The sequence below is a fragment of the Lentzea alba genome, from assembly GCF_011067745.1.
GTDB classification, from domain to species: Bacteria; Actinomycetota; Actinomycetes; order Mycobacteriales; family Pseudonocardiaceae; genus Lentzea; species Lentzea alba.
Window position 1 is genome coordinate 487,336 of sequence record NZ_JAAMPJ010000003.1, and the last position, 16,071, is coordinate 503,406.

The following is a 16,071-nucleotide window of genomic DNA, read 5'->3' on the forward strand; positions in this document are numbered from 1 at the left end:
ACGGGTGAGTGAGGGCTAGCCGAGGTCTAGCTTCGCGAACGTGCGCAACAGGCCTGGTGTGACCCGGCTCGCCAGCCGGGCTGCTTTCGCCTCCGCCGTCACCGGCACCACCGGCCGGTTGCGGCGGACGGCGCGCACGATCTCCGCGGCCACGCCCTCGGGACCGAAGCCGCGCCGGGCGTAGATGCGGGACGCGCGTTCCTGCTTGCGGCTCTGCTCCTCGGCGCTGACACCGGAGAACGTCGTGGTCGCGGTGATGTTCGTGTTCACCAGACCCGGACAGATCGCGCTGACGCCGATGGCGTGCGGCGCGAGTTCGGCGCGCAGGCAGTCCGACAGCATGAACACCGCCGCCTTGCTGGTGGCGTACGCGGAGAGGATCTTCGACGGCAGATAGGCCGCCGCCGAGGACAGGTTCACGATGTGGCCGCCCTCTCCGCGTTCGACCATCAGTTCGCCGAACGCCCGGCAGCCGTGCACGACGCCCCACAGGTTGACGTCCAAGACCCGTTGCCACTGCTCGGTCGACGTCGACAGGAACGACCCCGAATGGCCGATGCCGGCGTTGTTGACGACGACATCGGGCACGCCGTGTTCGTCGGCGACCTGCCGCGCCCACGCGCGCACCGCTTCCTCTGCGCGCACGTCGACCTCGTAGGCGTGGCCGTCGACCATGTCCGCGGTCTCCTCGGCCGCGGCGAAGTCCACATCGGACACCACCACTCGAGCGCCGGTGCGAGCGAACGCCACCGCGGTCGCCCGGCCGATGCCGCTGCCACCGCCGGTGATCACGACCAGTTCGCGCGGGGGAGTGGAGTCCGCGATGAACTCGCTGATCATCCGGGCGAGCGGCGCGGGATGGCTGAGTGGCGCCCAGTGCCCCGCGGCGATCCTGCGTCGGCGCAGCGTCGGCACCCAGCGCTCCAGGTCCAGCGGCTCGGTGCGGATGTAGCGGTCGCGGGTCGGCTGGATCACCTGCACCGGCATGGGCGCGAGACGGTGCCGCGGCGAGCGCATGACCGGGCGGATGTTGGCCCGGTACAACGAGATCCCGCGCACGGCGTCCCTCGTGATCGTGGGAGCGGGCTCGGCGCGCACGCCCTCCAGTCGCCGCAGCACGCCTCCCCAGCGCGGCCCGAGGTAGAGGCGCCAGAACAGCGGCGCGAGCACCGGCAGGTGGAACGCGCCGATGTACCAGGACCGGGCGAGCTGCCGGAGGCGCGCGATCGACAGGCCTTTGCGCGACCAGTGGGCCATGTGGTCGAGGCACGGCCCGGAGATCGACGTGAAGGTCGCGATCCGCGCGCCGGGCGTCGTCACGGCCTCCCACGCCTGGATCGAGCCCCAGTCGTGGCCGACGACGTGCACCGGCGCGTCCGGGCTGACCTCGTCGATCACCGTGAACAGGTCCTGTGCCAGGTGTTCGAGCCGATAACCGTCCTCAGTGGACGGCGGTGTCGACTCGCCCATGCCGCGCACGTCGTAGGTGACGACGCGGAAGTCCTTCTCCAGCAGGGCGGTCACGCGGTCCCAGACGGTGTGCGTGTCCGGATACCCGTGCACCAGCACCACGGTCGGCCCGTCCGTACCGCGCACCCGCACGGCGAGTTCGACTTCCCCGGAACGCACCTTCACAGTTCCTCCAGAACTAGCCTGTCGCCGGTCGGCCGGTCCACGCAGATCCGCACGCCACCTACGTCGCACGTGCCGCAGAACCCCTGCCGGCACGAGTAGGCGACCGACGGCCGGAAGTCCCTGATCACGTCGAGCGCCGACCGGTCGGCGGGCACGTCCAGGGATACCCCGCTACGCCGCAGTTCCACCGTGAACGGGCGGCCGTCCACGATCGGCGGCGGGCTGAACCGCTCGAAGTGCAGCCATCGTGACGAGAACTCCGCCCACACCTGGTCGAGCATCGGCGCCGGACCACAGCAGTAGACGGCACCACGGGGTACCGCGTCCTTCAAAAGCGGCCCGCCACGGCCGATCCGCACGTCGACCCGGCCGACCGGCAGTTCGTCCAGGAACGGCATCGCCGCCATCGACCGCCCGCAGTACACGAGCCGCCAGTCCAGACCACGCCGCGCGGCCGCGTGCACCATCGGCAGGATCGGCGTGATCCCGATGCCGCCCGCCACGAACACCACGGGCCCGATGCCGGCGAACGGGAACGCGTTGCGCGGCCCCCGCACCTGGATCCGGTCACCGACCCGCAACGCCTGCACCTCGCGCGACCCGGCACCCACCGCGCGCACCGCGATCCGGTAGGTGTTCTCGGACGGATCGCCGCACAGCGAGTACTGGCGGCGCAGTCCGGACGGCAGGTGCAGGTCGACGTGGCAGCCCGGTTGCCACGCGGGCAGCGCCATTCCGCCGAACCGCAGGCTCACCACGCCGTCCGCGACCTCAGTGCGTTCGACGACGTTGAGCCACAACGCATCCCGTGCCACGCCAGGACGTGCCCGGCCGCCGAACCGGGTGACCGCGGCGTCGTAGAGGGTGCCGAACCGCGTGAGCGCTCCCAGCATCAGTGCGCCTCGCGAGCGGCCGGTGAGGACGCCAGATACGCGACGGCCTGACTCGTGGACCCCTCCTGCTTCGGGTGGTACGCGGGGTGGAAGTACCGCAGGAACGCCCGGAAGAGGTCCGACAGCTTCGGCAACAACCCGCGCCGCCCAGCCCGCATCGTCTCGCGCCACGTGAGCCGCACTTTTGTGGTCGTGTCGGCGTGCATCATGAACCGCGCGCCCCGCACCCACAGCCAGAACAGGATGGGCGCCACCAGGAACATCGTGCGAGCCCGCCGCACGTACCGGCGATCGAGATGGCACATCAGGTCGTACGCGACGCTGCGGTGCTCGACTTCCTCGGCCGCGTGCCAGCGCAACAGGTCCAGCATCACCGGGTGGAGGCCCGCCCGGTCGAGCGCGTCGGCGTTCAGCATCCAGTCGCCCAGGAACGCCGTGAAGTGCTCGACGGCGGCGACGATCGCGACCCGTTCGATCAACTGCTCACGCGCCTGTTCCTCGCTGAGGCCCGGCTTGGGCCCGAGGATCCGCCGGAACACGTGCTCCATCTGCCGCGTGAACGGCCGCGGGTCGAGGCCATTGGCGAGCAGGTGGTCGAGCACCTCGCTGTGCGCCTCGGCGTGCATCGCCTCCTGCCCGATGAACCCGAGCACGTCCTCGCGCACCGTGTCGTCCTCGATCAGCGGCACCGCCTGCTGGAACGTCCGCACGAACCAGCGCTCGCCCTCCGGCAGCAGCAGGTGCAGGACGTTCATGACGTGCGTGGCCACCGGTTCGTCCGGGACCCAGTGCATCGGCAGCGCCGACCAGTCGAACCGCACGTCACGCGGTTGCAGAACGAGGTTGTCCGGCTCCATCGCAGACCTCCCGACAATTACTACGCCCGCGTAGCTTTGTGAAAGCTACGCCACCGTAGCAATATGGGACCGTGAACACAACGCGCCGGAAGTACGCCCGCCGCCTGCCACCCGAGCAGCGCCGCGAGCAACTGCTGGACGCCGCCCTGAGCCTGATCCCTGCCGGTTTCGACACGGTGACCATGGAGTCCGTCGCCAAACAGGCCGAGGTCACCAAGCCCGTGCTCTACGACCAGTTCGCCAACCGCGGCGAGCTCATCAGCGCCCTGCTCGAACGCGAGGCCCAGCGGGCCACCGAACAGGTCATCGCCGCCCTGCCCACCGACTTCGCCACCCGTTCCCCGGACGACGCCTTCGCCGACGCCGTCCGCGTCTTCGTGCACGCCGTGGTCGAGGCCCCCGACCGCTGGCGCCTGGTGCTCCTCCCGCCCGAGGGCACGCCGCACGAGTTCCGCGCCCAGGTCGAACTGGTGCGCACCGGCGTCCTGGCCCAGATCGAGGACCTGGCCGCGCTGGGCCTGAAGGAACTGGGCGGCCTCGACGACCTGGACTCCGCGCTGCTCGGCCACGCGATGCTCGCCCTGGCCGAGATGTCCGGGCGTCTGGTCCTGACCGACCCGGAGAAGTTCACGCCCGACCGGCTGGTGGCCTTCGTGACCCGGATCGCCCACGGCCTGCGCTGAGCACCGCGCGCATGTAGAGCAACGCCTCGCGGTCGTCCATTCCGGGCGCCGTGGTGGTGAGCCCGCTGACGAGCCGTTCCGCCGCCAGCGCCCCGAAGTCGTTGGCGTGCTTCAAGTACCCGAGCACTCGCGCCGCCTCCTCGCGCATGCTCGCCTTCGTGATGGCGATGAACTCGACCGCCACCACACTGGCCGCCACGACGTTGCCGGTCTCCAGCAACTCGTCGATGTGCGCTGTGAGCAACTCGAACGCCTTGCCGTGATCCCCACGCCGAAACGCCCGCCGCGCCTCAGCGGTCTTGTTGGCCGACAACGTGCCCGGCGGCAACTCGGCGTCCGCCGCCTCGTCGAAGAACGGCTCGTAGTCGCGCCCCTGGAACATCGCGCTGTAGCCGAGCGTCTGCAACGCCCAGTGCAGCAACGTCGGTGGGCCTTCGTGCCGGTACCTCTGCGCGAGCTTCGTGACCGTCCTGTCGACGTGCTCGAACCGGCCGATGCCGAGAAGAGTGCCGGCGGGCATCAGCTCCAGGAACGCCCTGAGGTGCGGGTCGTCCACTGTGTCCAGCGCCTCGGTCAGGCAGCGCGCGAGTTCCTGGCCGTCGCCGGACGCGTAGGCGCGGGCATAGCGGCCTAGCGGGTGGTTCGGCGTGTCGGGCAGCGGTGCCGGACTGGAGCTTTGCGTGTTCCGCTCGGCCGCCCAGAGCAGCCAGAACGCGTGCTTGCCTGCGTCGATGGTGTCGGGGCTGTCGGAGCCGTGCTCGCCCGCCTCGACGCCGCCAAATCTGTCAGACCCATTCGCTATTGTTGATTTTGGGGGAACCCCGGCGCTTGCGTGTGTGTGGTGCGTCGCCATAGGCCGTGCGAGCCGCTCAGCCCAGTCGCCGATCTCACGCCGCCCCCGCAGCGGCAGCTCGGTGACGACCGGGCGAATCAGGGCGTCCGCGAGCCGCAAGTCCCCGGCCTCGAACGCCCACGTGACCGCCGCCCGCAGGTTCGGCCACAGCTCGGCGAGCCGTCCGACCCCCTCGACCTCACCGGGCCCCACCAGCAGCTCACCCACCGCCGCAACCTGCCGCAAACACCAGGCCGCGTGTAGCGCCAGTGCCTCCGAGTGATCCTCCAGCTGCTCAGCAGCGAACTGCCGCAACGGTTCCAGCAACCGGAACCGCCGTCCGAACGGTCCGGAGTGGACAGCCACCATCGACCGCTCGACCAGATCGCCCAGCACACCGGACTCAGCGACCGCATCAAGGTCGAACGGCGCCGCGAACACCGAAAGCCGGCAGAACAACGCCCGCTCAGCCGCCGACAACAGGTCGTAAGACCACTGCACCGCCGCCCGCACCGTCCGATGCCGCGCAGCACCGGTCCGCCGGACCCCGATGTCGAGCCGGGTCAGCAACTCCGCAGGCCGATGACTCCGCACCCGCGCCGCGGCCAGCTCGATCGCCAGCGGAATCCCGTCCAACAGCCGGCAAAGCTCCGCAACAGAGCCGTCGTCAACATACAAAGCATCAGCAGCGCGCGCACGAACCTCAAACAGCTCAACACTCGCGTCAGCGTCCAACGGCGAGACAACAACAACCTGCTCGTCAGCGACAGACAGCCGTTCTCGCGAGGTAGCCAGAACCTGCACCGACGCACACACAGCAGCAGCGAACGCCGCAGCACCGTCAAGCACGTGCTCGCAGTTGTCCAACACCAACAACGACGGCCGTGCGGCAACCACGGCCTGTGCCACCGTCACGCCAGGCCGTTCCACGATCCCCAACGCATCGGCAACCGCCCGAGCAACATCGCCAGAAGACTCGATCTCCGCCAGCGACACGAAAGAACCGGAGAAAACCGAAGCCAACCGCGTCTTGCCGATCCCACCCGGCCCCACCAACGTCACCACCGGCGCACGCCGCAACGCCTCACCAACAGCGGCAAGATCAGCATCCCGGCCGATCAACACCGCACCGGGCACCTCGACATGCGCCAGCACCTGCTGTTGCGCGGCCCGCAACTCCGGCCCGGGCTCAACCCCGAGCTCATCGAGAAGATGCTGCCGAACCCGTTGGTACACCGCGAGAGCGTCGGCCTGCCGACCGCTCCGATAGAGCGCAGTCATCAACAGCGCCGCGAGCCCCTCACGAGTCGGATGGTCCGCCACGAACGATGACAGCTCACCAACAACAGAGCGCGGATCAGCCGACACACGACGCGAGAAGTCCATCTCGACCGCGCCGAGCCACTCCTCGACGAGTCCGGCGACAACAGAGGCCAGCCCCGGCGCCGACAACCCGGCCAGCGGCAGCCCACCCCACGCCGCCACGGCCCCAGCGGCATCGCCGGCCAGAAGAAGCGCGCGGAACCGCTCCACGTCAGTCGGCACGTCGAGCCGATAAGCGGCACCGACCCGTGCGATCGCCGCAGCTCCCAACGACTTCCGCAGCTGCGCGACGTGCCACTGCAGCACTTTCACCGAAGGTGGCGAGTCAAACCACACCAGATCGATCAGCCGCGACTCGGGCACCGGCACACCCGGCGACAGGGCCAGAGCCGCCAGCACCGCAAGAGACCGCGGCGAACCGACGTCGATCAACGAGCCGTCGTCGCCAACAGCGCGGACACCACCGAGCAGATCGATCCGCACGAGCCGAATTCTCACACACCAGACGCACACCAGCCGCACACCGACGTCAGCCAACCTCGACGCCATGACAGCACGTGTTGTTGGTTCCCTCTTCATCACCGCAACGGCCGCAGGAGTGGTCAGCGCCGCCACCCAAGGCACCACCCGTGGGCTGTGCGTGTTCCTCATGGCGTTAGCCATCGCGTTCATCGCACCGACGTTGTTCCCCGTCCTCAAACAACACGGCGAGGGCGCAGCGATGGGGTACGTCGTCGCCAGGACACTCGAGGTCGTGTTCCTGATGACGGCCATCGCCCCGATCGCGCACGTCCGAACGGACGAGCTCTGGGGCCACGCCAGCGCGGTCTACTTCTGCGTGAGCGTCGTGCTGCTGAACTCGCTGCTGTTCCGCTCACGGCTGGTACCGCGCTGGATCTCCGTGTGGGCCCTCATCGCCGTGGTGCCGTACGCAATCGGTGCCGTACTCGTACTCCTGAACGCAACAGAGCAGACGCAAGTAGGCGCGCTCTTCGTGCCGTTGGCGATCAACGAGATGGTGCTCGCCGTCTGGCTGCTCGCCAAAGGCTTCTCAGCCACGCCTAACGCGCACATGGGTGAGCAACGCGAGTCCAGTCGGCTCGCGACCGACTGACACGTCACATCCCGGCAGCAACGCCCGGACGGCCGCCTCGTCGCGCTCGATCAGCTGCCACTCCATCAGGTACTCCAACGGCCACCGGAACGGGTTGTCCACCGCGGTGTTGGAGAAGTAGAAGGTGCCGCCCGGCCGCAGCAGCCGCGTCAGCACGGCCTCGGTCAGCCGCACGGCCGCGCGGTCGTTGAGGTAGTCGTACAGGCCGTTGACGAGCACTAGATCGAACGGCGCGAGCTCGGCCAGCGGGTTCAGCGCGCGGAAGATGTTGCCGGGCACCACCGAGGTGAAGTCGTTGAGCAGCCCGAGCCGCTTCTGGGCCAGCGCGAGGGCGTCCGGGTCGACGTCGCTGAGCACGAACCGGTCACCCGGCCGGACGATGCCCGGCGGGATGGACCGCAGGTCGGGCGCGGCACCGGAGGCGATCAGCAGGATCGACCGCGGGGCGTTGCGCGGCGCGGTCAGCGTGTCGCCGATCAGCCGGGCCTGGTGCATCACCCGGTTGCGCTGCTGCTGGCTGAACGGCGAACCCTGCAGGTTGGCCTCGACGTGCCAGCCGAGGGTGCCCGGCGTGACGTTGTTGGCCTGGGCCATCACGTGCTCGACGAACCGGAAGTCGGTCGGATAGCCGCGGGTCCACTCCTCCTCGCTGCGCATGAACGGCGTGCGCGCGCACGCGGACCGTGCGGGCTGAACGATCGCGGCGATGTCCTCGTCCGGCACGCCCGCGAGCACGCTGGCGCCGATCTGCGCACCGAGCGTGCGGAAACGGCCTCCGACCAGCATGTGCGTGGCGGGATCGGTGAGGTTGAACTCCTTCTCACTGCGCAGGAAGCCGTCGACGGCATCGCTGAGCCGGTACAGGGCGTCAGTGCTGTGCGGGAGCACGGTCATCGAACACTCTTCCTCGCTGCGGCAACGGTTCCAGAGCCTGTCAGCCGGGGCGGCCGACCGACAGAGGCTTTCGGGTAATACGGGGCCAACCCTGTCCGCAGTTCACGGGATGCCCTCGTAGTTCCGAAAGACGAGAACGCGAACCCTGGAAGCCACTCGAAGGGAGAACCGAGATGGAGTGGCTCAACGAGCTCGCGTCGTGGGCGTGGGCGAGGCACCACAACGAGCTCAGCTGGTACATCCGGCCGCTGTTCCTGCTGCCGTTCGCGTACTTCAGCTACAAACGCAGTGGTTGGGGCATCGCGCTCACCCTCGTCGCGCTGGCGACGAGCATGGCGTGGTTTCCGGCGCCGGAGCACCCGACGGCGGGCGCGATCGAGATGCTCGCCTCGGAACGTGAGTACCTGCTGGGGGAGTGGACGCTCGCGAAGATCGCAATGTCCCTGCTCGTCCCGCTGATGCTCGGCGGTCTGGCCGCGGCGTTGTGGCGGCGTTCGCTGTTCTGGGCGCTGGTCGCGATCAACGGCGGCGGCCTGTCCAAGATCGCGTGGACGTTCGTGGTGAGCGACACCGCGGGCGCGGTGCAGCACCTCTATCCCGCGGCGACAGGACTTGTCGTGGTGAACGCGGTCGTCTTGTTCGTGTGGCGGCGCAGGCACACTGCGCACGTGGTTCCATCGGCACATGCGGGTAGCTCTGGCTGATGACGCGGCGCTGTTCCGCGAAGGCGTGGCGCGGCTGCTCACCGACGCGGGGTTCGAGGTGGTGGCGAAGGCGGGCGACGCGGCCGAACTGCTCGCGACGGTCCACGCCGACCCGCCGGACGTCGTGGTCGTCGACATCCGGATGCCGCCGGGCTTCACCACCGAAGGCCTCGACGCCGCACAGGAGATCCGCAGGATCCATCCGCACGTGGGAGTGCTCGTGTTGTCCGCGCACGTCGAACCGCACTACGCGCTCAAGCTGCTCGACGACGACGCCCGCGGCGCCGGTTACCTGCTCAAGGACCGGGTGGCGGACGCCGCCGAGCTGTCGGACGCGGTCCGGCGGGTGGCGGCGGGCGGGCTGGTGATCGACCCCGGCGTGGTGGCGACGCTGGTGGGCAGGCGGCGGGTCGACGATCCGCTGGAGTCGTTGTCACAACGCGAACGCGAGGTGCTCGCCGTGATGGCCGAGGGACGCTCCAACCAGGCGATCTGCGAGCGGTTGTTCCTGAGCCCCAAGACGGTCGAGGCGTACGTGCGGTCGGTGTTCACGAAGCTCGGGCTGCAGCAGGGTCCCGACGACAACCGGCGGGTGCTGGCCGTGCTCGCCTACCTGCGCCGATGAGAATCCTCTGGCTGGGCACCGGGTTCCTCGCGCTGGCCGCGCTGGTGTGGGGCGGCTACGAGGTCTCGGTGCCGGCCGTGGTGCTGAACCTCGCGGTGGGGCTCGCGTTCATCGGCGCCGGGATCGAGGCCGCGGACCGGCGCCCCGACAGCTTCGCGGGACAGCTGATGATCGCGGTCGGGCTCGCGTGGTTCGTCCGGTTGACCGGGGCGATCGAGAACGACGTGGCGTTCGCTGTCGGGGTCGCCACGAAGACGCTCTACCTCGCGGTGCTCGGACATCTCCTGGTCACCTATCCGAGCGGGCGGATCGTCAGCCGTTGGCAGCGCGTGGTGGTGGGTGTCGCCTACTTGCTCACCGTGCTGCCCAACGTCGGGTGGTTGCTGCTGACGGAGGTCGAGAGGCCGCAGAACACCGTGGTGATCCGCGAGGTCCCGTCCCCGGACGTGCCGACCATCGCGGTCGTCGTGATGATCAGCGGGATAGTGCTGCTCAGCGCCTTGCTGGCGCGGATGGTCACGCGCTGGCTGCGTTCGGGGAGCGTGGCCAGGCGCGATCTCGGTCCGGTCGTGTGGGGTGGCGCGGCGATCGTGCTGACCGTGGTCGTCACGTACGTGGCGGCGTTGCTCGGGTTGCCGTCGGCCGTGCAGGTGGCGTTGCAGTGGTCGACCGAGGTGGTGCTGGTCGGATGGCCGCTGGCGTTGCTCTACGGGCTCGTGCGGGCGCGGCTCGACCGGTCGGCGGTGGGGGAGCTCGCGGTCTCGCTGGGCGCCGGGCTGCCGGACGACCTGCGCTCCGTGCTGGCGCGCACGCTGCACGACCCGTCGCTGGAGATCGTCTACGGCGAGGTCGCGCCGAGTTCCCGTGGCGTGACCTACCTGGAGGCGGGTGGGACGCGGCTGGCGGCGCTCGTGCACGATCCCGCGCTGGATCCCGTGTTCGTGCGGGCGGTCGCGGCGAGTGCGGCGCTGGCCGTGCAGAACGAGTTGCGGGCCCAGCGCATCGTGGAGGCCGCCGACGAGGCACGTCGTCAGGTCGAACGCGACCTCCACGACGGCGCGCAGCAGCGGCTGGTCTCGGTGCTGCTGACGTTGCGGCTGGCCGAGAGCTCACCCGAGTTGCTGACGGCCGCGCGAGAAGAGCTGGCCAGGGCGTTGGACGAACTGCGTGAGCTGGCCCGCGGCATCTACCCGGTGCTGCTGACCGACGCCGGCCTCGGCCCGGCGCTGTTGTCGCTGGTGGAACGGTCCGCCGTGCCCGCGGTGCTCGTCGGCGTGCCGGCGGAGCGGCTCTCCCCGGTCGCGGAACGCACCTGCTACTTCGTGGTCGCGGAAGCGCTGACGAACGCCGCCAAGCACGCCCAGGCCCGCGAGGTGCGGATCGACGTGACCCGCGTCGACGGGTTGGTCGCGGTCGAGGTGAGCGACGACGGGGTCGGCGGCGCTGCCGAACTGCGCGCGCTGGACGATCGAGTGGCGGCCGCGGGGGGACGGCTCAGCGTTCGCTCGTCGGCGGGGCGGGGGACGACGGTGCGGGCGGAGTTCCGCGACCTGCCGCGATGACGGCGTCCGCGATCGCCTGATGACCGGCCGGAGTGGGGTGCACGTCGGTGTCGTCGCAGTAGTAGGTGAGCGTGCACACCTCGGCGACCGCGGCCGGGATCTGGCCGTACTTCGGGTCGTCGGTCAGGTCGGTCAGCGCCCCGTACCCACCGGTCATGTTGGTGACGTCGACGAACTTCGCGCCGAACTTCGCGTACTCCGCGGCGATCTCGCCGTTGAAGTCCTGGTACAGCGAGACCGACGTGCGAGCGACGTCCTCGCCGTTCGGCAGTGAGGGGTTCACCCACGCGCCGAGGAACACGTCCGGGTAGCTGATCCCGACGATCGGCACGTCCGGCGCCGCCTCGCGGAATCTGGTGAGCGCGGTGGCGATGTTGGTCTTGGTGCCGGTGACCGCGGAGCTCGCGCACTCCGTCGGGTTCTCGGCCACGGCACACGGTTCCAGCAGGTCGTTGCTGCCGATGACCACCGTGACCAGGTCGACCCTGCCGGAGCGCAACGCGTCGACGGTCGCGTCCACCTGGGTCCTGCCGCCGGCGTCCGGTTCACAGGCCTCCTGGGAGAGGAGATCGGCGGAGGTGGCGCCGTTGCAGGCGAGGTTCATCAGCCCGAGGCCGGATCGCTTGGCGACGATCTGGGCGAAGCTCTCGCCGGTGCCGTTCGGTCCGAGTCCGGTGGCGTAGGAGTCGCCGAGGGACACGTACAGCCGTTGGTCGGACGTAGTGGTGCTGCTTGCCTCAGGTGAAACCGCGGTGCACGCGGTCAGCGCCATCAGCAGGGCCAGGACCAGAGCGAACCTCCGCACGCCTGCTCCGTGATCAGCCATTCGCGGCCGTGACGGCCTCGGCGATCGCCTGGTGGCCGGCGGGCGTGGGATGCACGTCGGTGCGGTCGCAGAAGTAGGTGAGCGCGCACACCTTGGCGACCGAGGTCGGAATCCGGCCGTACTTCGGGTCCTGGGTCAGCTCGGACAGCGCGCCGTACCCGCCGGTCGCCTCGGTGACGTTGGCGAACTTCGCGCCGAACCGGCCGTACTGGGCGGCGATCTTGGTGTTGAAGTCCTGGAACATCGTCACCGACAGCTGGGCGAGGTTCTTGCCGTTCGGGAACGACGGGTTCACCCACGCGCCGAGGAACACGTCCGGGTAGGTGAGTCCGACGATCTTCACGTCCGGCGCGACCGCCCGCAGCTCGCTGAGCGTGCCCGCGACGTTGGTCTGGATGTCGGCGACGGTCCTGGTCGCGCAGTCGAGCGGTTGCTGCGACAGCGCGCACGGCGCCAGGTCGTTGCCGCCGATCACCACGGTGACCAGGCCGGTCTTGCCACCCTTCAACGCCTCGACGGCGGCGTCGAGCTGGGTCTTGCCGCCCGCGTCCGGCCCGCACGCGGGCTTGGTGGCGAGGTCGGCCGAGGTGGCGCCGTTGCAGGCCAGGTTGACGAGCTTCAGGCCGGACTGCTTGGCGACGATCTGGGCGAAGCTCTCGCCGGTGCCGCCCGGAGCGAACCCGGTGGCGTAGGAGTCGCCGATCGACACGTAGACCTGTTGCTGCTTCTGTTCGGCGGGCTGCGTGCTGGTGGAGTTGGTGGGTGCTGGGGCCGGTGGCGGGCTGGAAGTGCACGCGGCGAGCGCCACGAGCAACGCCACGACCAGGGCAAACCTCGGCACACCTGCTCCTTCTCATCGGATGCTGATGTGCCGAGGCTACGAAACCGCCCGTGAGGGTCGTGTCAGTCGCGTCAGTGGAAGGCGCGCAACCGGAGGCTGTTGCTCACCACGAACACCGACGAGAACGCCATCGCGGCGCCCGCGATCATGGGGTTGAGCAGGCCGAGCGCCGCGAGCGGCAGAGCGGCGACGTTGTAGGCGAACGCCCAGAACAGGTTGCCCTTGATCGTGGACAGGGTGCGCCGTGACAGCCGGATCGCGTCCACGGCGGCGTTGAGGTCGCCGCGGACCAGCGTGAGGTCGCTGGCCTCGATCGCGACGTCCGTGCCGGTGCCCATCGCGAGGCCCAGATCGGCCTGGGCGAGCGCGGCGGCGTCGTTCACGCCGTCGCCGACCATCGCCACGACGCGTCCCTCGTCCTGCAGCCGCTTCACGACGTCGACCTTGTCCGTGGGCAGCACCTCCGCGATGACCTCGTCAATGCCGACCTCGGCCGCCACCGCTTCCGCCGCCGCCCTGTTGTCGCCGGTCAGCAGCACCGGACGCAGCCCGAGCCGCTTGAGTCCCTCGATCGCCTCCTTCGACGTCGGCTTCACCGTGTCGGCGACGACCAGCACACCGCGGGCCTTGCCGTCCCACGCGACCAGCACCGCCGTGCGGCCCTGCTGTTCGGCCTCCGCCTTGGCCTTCTCCAGGTCTGTGTCGAGCTGGATGCTCCAGTCGTCGAGCAGTTTTTCCCGGCCGACGAGGACCGCGTGGCCGTTCACGACGCCCTGCACGCCGAGTCCTTCGACGTTCTGGAAGCCCTCGACCTCCGGCACCTCGCCCGCTGCCTTGACGATGGCCTTGGCGATCGGGTGTTCCGAGGCGTGCTCCAACGCGCCCGCCAGCTTGAGGAGCTCGTCCTCGTCTTCCGCGGTGTGCACGCTGACCAGGCTCATCCGGCCGGTCGTCACGGTGCCCGTCTTGTCCAGCACCACGGTGTCGACGCGGCGGGTGGACTCCAGCACCTCCGGCCCCTTGATCAGGATGCCGAGCTGGGCGCCCCGCCCGGTGCCGACGAGCAACGCGGTCGGCGTGGCCAACCCCAGCGCACACGGGCAAGCGATGATCAGCACCGCCACCGCGGCCGTGAACGCCGCACCGGCGCCGTTGCCCGTGCCGAGCCAGAAGCCCAGCGTGCCGACGGCGAGCGCGATCACGATCGGCACGAACACCGCCGAGATCCGGTCCGCGAGGCGCTGCACCTCGGCCTTGCCGTTCTGCGCTTCCTCGACCAGCTTCGCCATCTGCGCGAGCTGCGTGTCGGCTCCGATCCGGGTGGCCCGCACGACCAGACGACCGCCCACGTTGACCGTGGCGCCGACGACCGAGTCGCCCTTGCGCACCTCGACCGGCACGGACTCGCCGGTCAGCATGCTCGCGTCGACCGCCGAGCTGCCTTCCTCGACGACGCCGTCGGTGGCGATCTTCTCGCCCGGCCGCACGACGAAGTGGTCGCCCGTCTTGAGCTCGCCGGTCGGGATGCGGACCTCGCGGCCGTCCTTGATGACCGCGACGTCCTTCGCGCCGAGTTCGAGAAGCGCCGTGAGGGCCGCTCCCGCACGCCGCTTCGACCGCGCCTCGAAGTAGCGCCCGGCCAGGATGAACGTCGTCACGCCGGCCGCGACCTCGAGGTAGATGTTGCCGGTCCCGGCCATCCGCTCGATGGTGAACGTGAACCCGTGCGTCATGCCGGGCGTGCCGGCGGTGCCCAGGAACAGCGCGTAGAGCGACCACAGGAACGCCGCGCCGACGCCGAGGGAGATCAGCGTGTCCATCGTGGCGGCGCCGTGCCGGAGGTTCGTCCACGCCGCCTTGTGGAACGGCCACGCGGCGTAGGTGACGACCGGTCCGGCGAGCGCGAGCGACAGCCACTGCCAGTAGGTGAACTGCAGCGCCGGGATCATCGCCAGCGCGATCACCGGCACCGCCAGCACCGTGGAGGTGATCAGCCGTTGCTTGAGCGTGTCCGTCGGTTCCGCGGCTTCGCTCGGGGTGGTGGGGAGTTCGGCGGTGTAGCCGGTGTCCTCGACGACCTTCACCAGGTCGGCCGGCGTGAGGTCGCCCGCGTAGCTGATCCGCGCCTTCTCGGTCGCGTAGTTCACCGACGCCTCGACGCCGTCCAGCTTGTTGAGCTTGCGCTCGATCCGCGCGGCGCAGGAGGCGCAGGTCATGCCGCCGATCGAGATCTCGATGGTGCTGGAGGTGGTGTCAGTGCCCATGACCGCCCTCCTCGTGGGTCGTGAGGGTGAACTCCGCCGTGCGGACCTTGTTGTCGTGCTGGAAGTCCAGGAACAGCCGGTAGGTCCCGGCCGTCGGCACCTCGACCGCGAACTTCACGTCCTCGCTCTCCTCGGGGTGCACGTGCAGGTACGCCAGGTCGGCTGACCTCAACGCGACCAGATGTCCCTTGGCGCCCAGGTAGTTCTGCAGGTCCTGGACGGGCCGGCCGTTCTTGGTGATGCCGATCGTGACGGTCGACGCGGTGTTCGGTGTGAGGTCACCTGTGAGGGTTACCTCGTAGCCGTCGACCGTGAACTTGCTGCTGTTCGCGTGTTGTTCCGGCTGGTAGTCGCCGGGGATCTGGACGTCGGCGCCGAGCGTGGTCTTCGGCCCGTCCTCCGGCCTGAAGTCGGCGAACACCCGGTAGCTGCCCGCCTGGTCGAAGCTGAGCGGCACCGACCACATGCCGTCCGGAGCCATCTCCGGATGCACGTGCCGGAAGTTCGACCCGTCCCGGCGGACGACGATCAGGTGCAGGCGCTTCTCGTGCTCCACGGCGAACTTCGTGACGGGCTGTCCGTCCGGTCCGTTGATGTGGAAGCCGAGAGATTCGTCGTCGTGGAGGACGAGCGTGTAGCCGTTGTCCGCAACGGACAGTCCTGGTGGGACCTTCGCCGGTTCGGCCTTGTGCTCGTTGTGCTCTGGTGCTGGTTGGGCGGTGGGTCCGGCCGCTGCTCCCGCGGCCCAGGTGCCGCCGAAGATGACGGCCAGCACCAGGCCGTAGAGCGCGACCTTGCTTCCGGTCCTCATCGCTGCACCAGCTCGTAGCCGGCCTCGGCAACCGCGGCCCGCACGTCGTCCAGCGCGATCGGGGTGGCGCTGGTGATCGTGACCTGGCCGGTCGGCAGGTCGACGGCCACCGCACGGACGCCGCCGATCCGGCCGACCTCCTCGGTCACCGAGTCGACGCAGTGGCCGCAGGTCATGCCGTTGACGGTGTAGACGGACTCGCTCATG

15 protein-coding genes are annotated in these 16,071 nt (G+C 69.6%); 5 read left to right on the forward strand and 10 right to left on the reverse strand.

Annotated elements, in window-relative coordinates; translation table 11 throughout:
* Positions 1 to 15: 15 nt before the first annotated feature.
* From G7043_RS14720 to G7043_RS14730, 3 genes are read right to left on the reverse strand one after another with little or no spacing between them, the layout of a single operon-like run.
* Positions 16 to 1,629 carry an SDR family oxidoreductase gene (locus tag G7043_RS14720; RefSeq protein ID WP_313887880.1) on the reverse strand — a complete coding sequence of 538 codons (1,614 nt, stop codon included), beginning with the start codon at positions 1,627 to 1,629 and terminating at the stop codon, positions 16 to 18.
* A gap of 2 nt (positions 1,630 to 1,631) precedes the next feature.
* Positions 1,632 to 2,528, reverse strand: a complete 897-nt coding sequence (locus tag G7043_RS14725) for a PDR/VanB family oxidoreductase (RefSeq protein WP_166046167.1) — start codon at positions 2,526 to 2,528, stop codon at positions 1,632 to 1,634.
* Positions 2,528 to 3,385 carry a metal-dependent hydrolase gene (locus G7043_RS14730; protein ID WP_166046168.1) on the reverse strand — a complete coding sequence of 286 codons (858 nt, stop codon included), beginning with the start codon at positions 3,383 to 3,385 and terminating at the stop codon, positions 2,528 to 2,530. The genes G7043_RS14725 and G7043_RS14730 overlap by 1 nt, the downstream gene beginning before the upstream one ends.
* A 71-nt stretch (positions 3,386 to 3,456) precedes the next feature.
* Between G7043_RS14730 and G7043_RS14735 the strand changes: the two genes are divergently transcribed.
* On the forward strand, positions 3,457 to 4,068 hold the full coding sequence (locus G7043_RS14735; protein WP_166046169.1) for a TetR/AcrR family transcriptional regulator: 612 nt from the start codon (positions 3,457 to 3,459) through the stop codon (positions 4,066 to 4,068).
* Here G7043_RS14735 and G7043_RS14740 read toward each other — a convergent pair.
* Positions 4,013 to 6,706, reverse strand: coding sequence for an ATP-binding protein (locus G7043_RS14740; RefSeq protein WP_207311146.1), 2,694 nt, complete (start codon positions 6,704 to 6,706; stop codon positions 4,013 to 4,015). The two genes, G7043_RS14735 and G7043_RS14740, sit on opposite strands and share 56 nt — an antisense overlap.
* A 64-nt stretch (positions 6,707 to 6,770) precedes the next feature.
* Between G7043_RS14740 and G7043_RS14745 the strand changes: the two genes are divergently transcribed.
* Entirely contained in the window at positions 6,771 to 7,337 is a 567-nt protein-coding gene (locus tag G7043_RS14745) for a DUF4386 domain-containing protein (protein ID WP_166046171.1), read from the forward strand.
* On the opposite strand, the gene G7043_RS14750 is transcribed toward G7043_RS14745, so the two are convergent.
* Positions 7,275 to 8,231 carry a class I SAM-dependent methyltransferase gene (locus G7043_RS14750; protein ID WP_166046172.1) on the reverse strand — a complete coding sequence of 319 codons (957 nt, stop codon included), beginning with the start codon at positions 8,229 to 8,231 and terminating at the stop codon, positions 7,275 to 7,277. The genes G7043_RS14745 and G7043_RS14750 overlap by 63 nt on opposite strands.
* A 173-nt stretch (positions 8,232 to 8,404) precedes the next feature.
* Here G7043_RS14750 and G7043_RS14755 point away from each other — a divergent pair, with 173 nt between their 5' ends.
* Genes G7043_RS14755 through G7043_RS14765 form a run of 3 tightly spaced genes read left to right on the forward strand, consistent with a single transcriptional unit; the run spans position 8,405 to position 11,122 of the window.
* Positions 8,405 to 8,935 (forward strand): hypothetical protein, encoded by a 531-nt coding sequence (locus G7043_RS14755; RefSeq protein ID WP_166046173.1) that lies wholly within the window; start codon positions 8,405 to 8,407, stop codon positions 8,933 to 8,935.
* Entirely contained in the window at positions 8,916 to 9,560 is a 645-nt protein-coding gene (locus G7043_RS14760) for a response regulator transcription factor (RefSeq protein WP_166046174.1), read from the forward strand. The genes G7043_RS14755 and G7043_RS14760 overlap by 20 nt, the downstream gene beginning before the upstream one ends.
* Positions 9,557 to 11,122: an ATP-binding protein gene (locus G7043_RS14765; protein WP_166046175.1), complete on the forward strand. Its 1,566-nt coding sequence runs from the start codon at positions 9,557 to 9,559 to the stop codon at positions 11,120 to 11,122. Before G7043_RS14760 ends, G7043_RS14765 begins: the two co-directional genes overlap by 4 nt.
* Here the strand turns inward: G7043_RS14765 and G7043_RS14770 are convergent.
* From G7043_RS14770 to G7043_RS14790, 5 genes are all read right to left on the reverse strand, one after another.
* Positions 11,055 to 11,927, reverse strand: coding sequence for an SGNH/GDSL hydrolase family protein (locus G7043_RS14770; RefSeq protein WP_166046176.1), 873 nt, complete (start codon positions 11,925 to 11,927; stop codon positions 11,055 to 11,057). The genes G7043_RS14765 and G7043_RS14770 overlap by 68 nt on opposite strands.
* Positions 11,928 to 11,940: 13 nt before the next feature.
* Positions 11,941 to 12,789 carry an SGNH/GDSL hydrolase family protein gene (locus G7043_RS14775; protein WP_166046177.1) on the reverse strand — a complete coding sequence of 283 codons (849 nt, stop codon included), beginning with the start codon at positions 12,787 to 12,789 and terminating at the stop codon, positions 11,941 to 11,943.
* 71 nt (positions 12,790 to 12,860) lie between these two features.
* The gene (locus G7043_RS14780; RefSeq protein WP_166046178.1) at positions 12,861 to 15,053 is read right to left on the reverse strand and encodes a heavy metal translocating P-type ATPase; all 2,193 of its coding nucleotides are present in this window, start codon (positions 15,051 to 15,053) and stop codon (positions 12,861 to 12,863) included.
* Positions 15,043 to 15,864 carry a hypothetical protein gene (locus tag G7043_RS14785; RefSeq protein ID WP_166046179.1) on the reverse strand — a complete coding sequence of 274 codons (822 nt, stop codon included), beginning with the start codon at positions 15,862 to 15,864 and terminating at the stop codon, positions 15,043 to 15,045. The genes G7043_RS14780 and G7043_RS14785 overlap by 11 nt, the downstream gene beginning before the upstream one ends.
* Positions 15,861 to 16,070 (reverse strand): heavy-metal-associated domain-containing protein, encoded by a 210-nt coding sequence (locus tag G7043_RS14790; RefSeq protein WP_166046180.1) that lies wholly within the window; start codon positions 16,068 to 16,070, stop codon positions 15,861 to 15,863. The genes G7043_RS14785 and G7043_RS14790 overlap by 4 nt, the downstream gene beginning before the upstream one ends.
* Position 16,071 lies beyond the last annotated feature (1 nt).